Annotated in this window: 4 protein-coding genes; 1 reads left to right on the top strand and 3 read right to left on the bottom strand. The window is 71.3% G+C overall.

Annotated features, from left to right (window positions below):
* Together FV228_RS24100 and FV228_RS24095 are read right to left on the bottom strand one after the other, a co-directional pair.
* Positions 1 to 560 (bottom strand): DUF5666 domain-containing protein (locus FV228_RS24100; RefSeq protein ID WP_246694017.1); only part of this gene is annotated, 560 nt, incomplete at its 3' end.
* Positions 561 to 571: 11 nt separating this feature from the next.
* A complete protein-coding gene (locus FV228_RS24095) occupies positions 572 to 1,417 on the bottom strand; it encodes a DUF6502 family protein (RefSeq protein ID WP_147856875.1) in 846 nt (281 codons plus the stop codon).
* 1,004 nt (positions 1,418 to 2,421) lie between these two features.
* Here FV228_RS24095 and FV228_RS24085 point away from each other — a divergent pair.
* Positions 2,422 to 2,814, top strand: coding sequence for a hypothetical protein (locus tag FV228_RS24085; RefSeq protein ID WP_147856874.1), 393 nt, complete (start codon positions 2,422 to 2,424; stop codon positions 2,812 to 2,814).
* Here the strand turns inward: FV228_RS24085 and grpE are convergent.
* On the bottom strand, positions 2,815 to 3,373 hold a 559-nt coding region (gene grpE, locus FV228_RS24080), incomplete at its 5' end, for a nucleotide exchange factor GrpE (protein ID WP_147856873.1).

Here is a 3,373-nt window from a genome sequence, read left to right as displayed (position 1 = left end):
GGCCCGAAGCTGCGCGGCTCGATCAGGCTCGCCAAGATCACGCCGTCCGGCCGGCGCAGGCCGCTCACGGCGACGCGGGTGCCGGGCTTCCAGTCCCCCGTGAGGTTCCCGGTGGAGACCCGCTGGCCGAGCACGATCATCCGCCCGGGCGCGAGCGATTCCACCGGCCCGACCACCTCGCTGGCCACGTCGATGCGGCTTGTGCCGAGGCCGCCGTGCTCCGGCCGGGCGACCACGTGCACGACATGGCCGATCTTCAGGTCGGCCGCCTTGGCGGGCTCCCCGTCGATCTCCACCGCGACCTCGGGCGGGTAGGCGATGCGCAGGTCGTTGACGACGATCGAGCCGAAGCGGCGGATCGTGCCGATCACCCCCGTGCCGCCGATGCCGCGATCGCCCTCGCCGAGGGCACCGTCCTTCGGCTCGTCGGTCATCTTCATGCCGGTGCCGCCGATGCCCTGGTCGCGCGGGTTCTCCTGGGGCCGGGCGGCGCCCGGCAGCAGCGTTGCGGTGCCCGCGAGCAGGCGCAGGACGAACCGGCGGTTTGGCGAGGAGCGCACCGGCCGGCCTCTCAGCGCCCGTCCGTGGACCGGGCCGGCGGCGCGGCCTCGGCGTAGACGTAGAGGCCGAAATTCCAGCGGTGATCGCCGCCGGAATCGGTCTGGCAGGCGGCATGCGCCTCCCGGTTGGCCTGCTGCAGGGCCTCCATGGCGATCTCGCGCGCCCGCGCCTCGAGCTTGGCCGCAAGCGCTTCGGACAGCCCGTCGTAATGCACGGCCCGCTCGAGGAAGCGCGGTTTGTCGCCGACGATGTTGGCGACGCTCGCCGCGATATGGTCGTGCAGGTTGCGGCCGAAATAGTAGAGCTGCGGCTCGGCCGCGCCGTCCCCGCGCGGCACGTAGGCCGCCTCAGCCAGAACGATCCGGTCCTGCGGGTCCAGGAAGGCGAGCCCGCGGTCGAGCCATTCGTCGAGCACCGCGCGGGGACGCAGGTCGCGGGTGATGCCGGAGACCAGAGCCTCGAAGGACGGCGCGCCCGCATCCGCGGTCCGCGGCAGCGGCAGCGGCTGGCCCTGCGGATCGGTGAAGGCCGGGTCGGCGATCCAGCGGGCGATGATCCGGCTCGTGCGCGAGACCACGGCCGGAACCGCGCTCACCGGCGCCCCGGCCCCGCGCAGGCGCCGCACCTCCTTGCGATGGATGCCGGTCAACAGGGAGACCCGGCTGTCGGTCTGCTCCTTGCCGGGCAGGGCGAAGTCGTACTCGGCGACGTTCACGTAGAGCTCGCGCAACAGGTCTGTGAGCGCCGGGAACGTGATTCCCCGGGCCACGAGCAGGCGGACCAGCGGGCGCAGGAGCCGGGCCAGCGGCGCGTGCAGGCTGGCGCCCTCCGGTTTCGTGTCTGCGGTCTCGGACATGGTCGCATGGTTAGACGATGTGTCGTGGGAGACAATCCCACGGCGTGCGCGTCCACACGCTCGACCGGCGATTTTCCGTTGACGTGGGAATTTTACACACGTAGTCGGAAAGCGTGGTCAAATTTCCCACGTCATTGATGGGGCCGGGACGATGAGTGCAAAGACGCGTAGACTGGTCGCCGAGGCGCTGCCGCCGCTCACGCTACCCGCGAAGGCGCCCTCTCGATCCCGCCAATCCGATCCCATGCCGCGGCTCAGGCGGATCGCCTGCCTGCTGACCGCGCTCGCACTGCCGGCCTTCGGCACCGCCGTCGCGGACACGGCTCATCGTGCCGACGCGACGAAGGCGTCACAGGACGCAGCTCCCGATGCCTATGGGCACCCGCACCTGCAAAGAGATGCCACGCTAGGCCGCCCGCGCGCGGGTTCCCGTTCGTGATCGCCGTGTCCAGGATCATGACCGACCGCGACCGGCAGGCGCCGAACTGCGGCGGGGCACCGATCCTCGATCTCGCGCTCTGCCTCATCCTCTCCGTGACCGTCGTCGGGCTGCTGCTGCTCGCCCTCTGAAGCCTCGCGCGACCGCCGCCCTGGCGCGGCACGCGCTCGGCTGTTGCGCCGGGCAGGGGCCTCGAAGACGCGATTTGGCACACACAGCTATGGAAGGATGCTCCGCCAGGGTGGAGGGGCTGGACCTCTCCGATCCGACCACCGGCTCACCCGAGCGAGATACTACAACGCCAGCGATCCGGCGTATTGCGGTGCCGGCAAACAGGATTCGGGAACCGCGTTGACGCGCGCCGGTGTGAAGTACCGATTTTAGTCAACATTCGTGGCGATCGATCTTGACGATATCGTTGCGCTCGGCCGCAATGCACGGCGTTCGGCTCCGCGAATCCATCGGCCGGCCGGGATCGTCCGCGCCAGCCCGGTGACACGGATGTCGAATGCCGCGCCGGTACCGCCGCGCGGCGTCAGGAGGCATCACCGATGCAGGATCGGCCGTGAACGCTCCCAGCCTGACCACCATCGCGACGGCCCTGCTGACCCTCGGTCTCGCCGTCGGCACTGCGACCGCGCAGGAGATCGTGCCGCCCGGGCCATCAAACCGGGGCGCCCTCCTGATCTACGGCAATTTCTGCGGGCCAGGGAACCGCGGCCCCGGCTACGCGCCGATCGACGCGCTCGACCTCGCCTGCGCGCATCACGATTCCTGCTGGCCGGACCCATCCCTGGGGCTGCTGCCGGCCTGCTCCTGCAATCGACGCCTCGGCGTCGAGGCCGGCGTGGTGGCGCGCGACCCGCGGGCGCCGGTCGAGACGCGGCAGACGGCGCGGTTCATCGCGGACTTCGCGACCGCGCTGCCTTGCGCGGACGCGTCGGCGCAGATGCGCTGATCAGGCGGCGTCGGCGGGGTTCGCGGCAGGCTTGGGACCGCCCTTGGCGACGCCGACCAGCGCCGGGCGGAGCACCCGCTCGCCGATCACGTAGCCGGTCTGCACGACCTGCACGACGGTGCCGGCCGGGACATCGGGGTTCGGTACCTCGAACATGGCCTGGTGCCGGTTCGGGTCGAACTTCTGGCCCTCCGGCTCGACGGGCTTCACCCCGTGGCGCTCGAGGGTCTTGGCCAGGTCGCGCTCGGTCAGCTCGATGCCGTCGATCAGACCCTTGAAGGCGCCGTCCGCGGCGGCCTTCGCGTCGGCCGGGACGCTGTCGAGGGCCCGGTGGATGTTGTCGGCCACGTTGAGCACGTCGCGGGCGAAATTGGTGACCGCGTAGGCGCGCGCGTCCGCGATCTCCCGCTCGGTCCGGCGGCGCAGGTTCTCCATCTCGGCCAGCGTGCGCAGCATCCGGTCCTTCAGCTCGTCGCGCTCGGCGGTGAGGAGGGCCAGGGCCTCGGCCACCGGATCGACGGACGCCCCGGCGGCGCCCGTGCCCGGCGACGCGGTCTCC

The sequence above is a fragment of the Methylobacterium sp. WL18 genome (assembly GCF_008040015.1).
In the GTDB taxonomy this organism is placed as follows: Bacteria; Pseudomonadota; Alphaproteobacteria; order Rhizobiales; family Beijerinckiaceae; genus Methylobacterium; species Methylobacterium mesophilicum.
Note: the sequence above shows the minus strand (reverse complement) of the source record. Positions and strands in the feature narration are given on the sequence as shown.

Coding starts and splice junctions, on each gene's coding strand:
- FV228_RS24095 (WP_147856875.1), bottom strand. CDS start 1,417: ATGTCCGAGACCGCAGACACGAAACCGGAGGGCGCCAGCCTGCACGCG.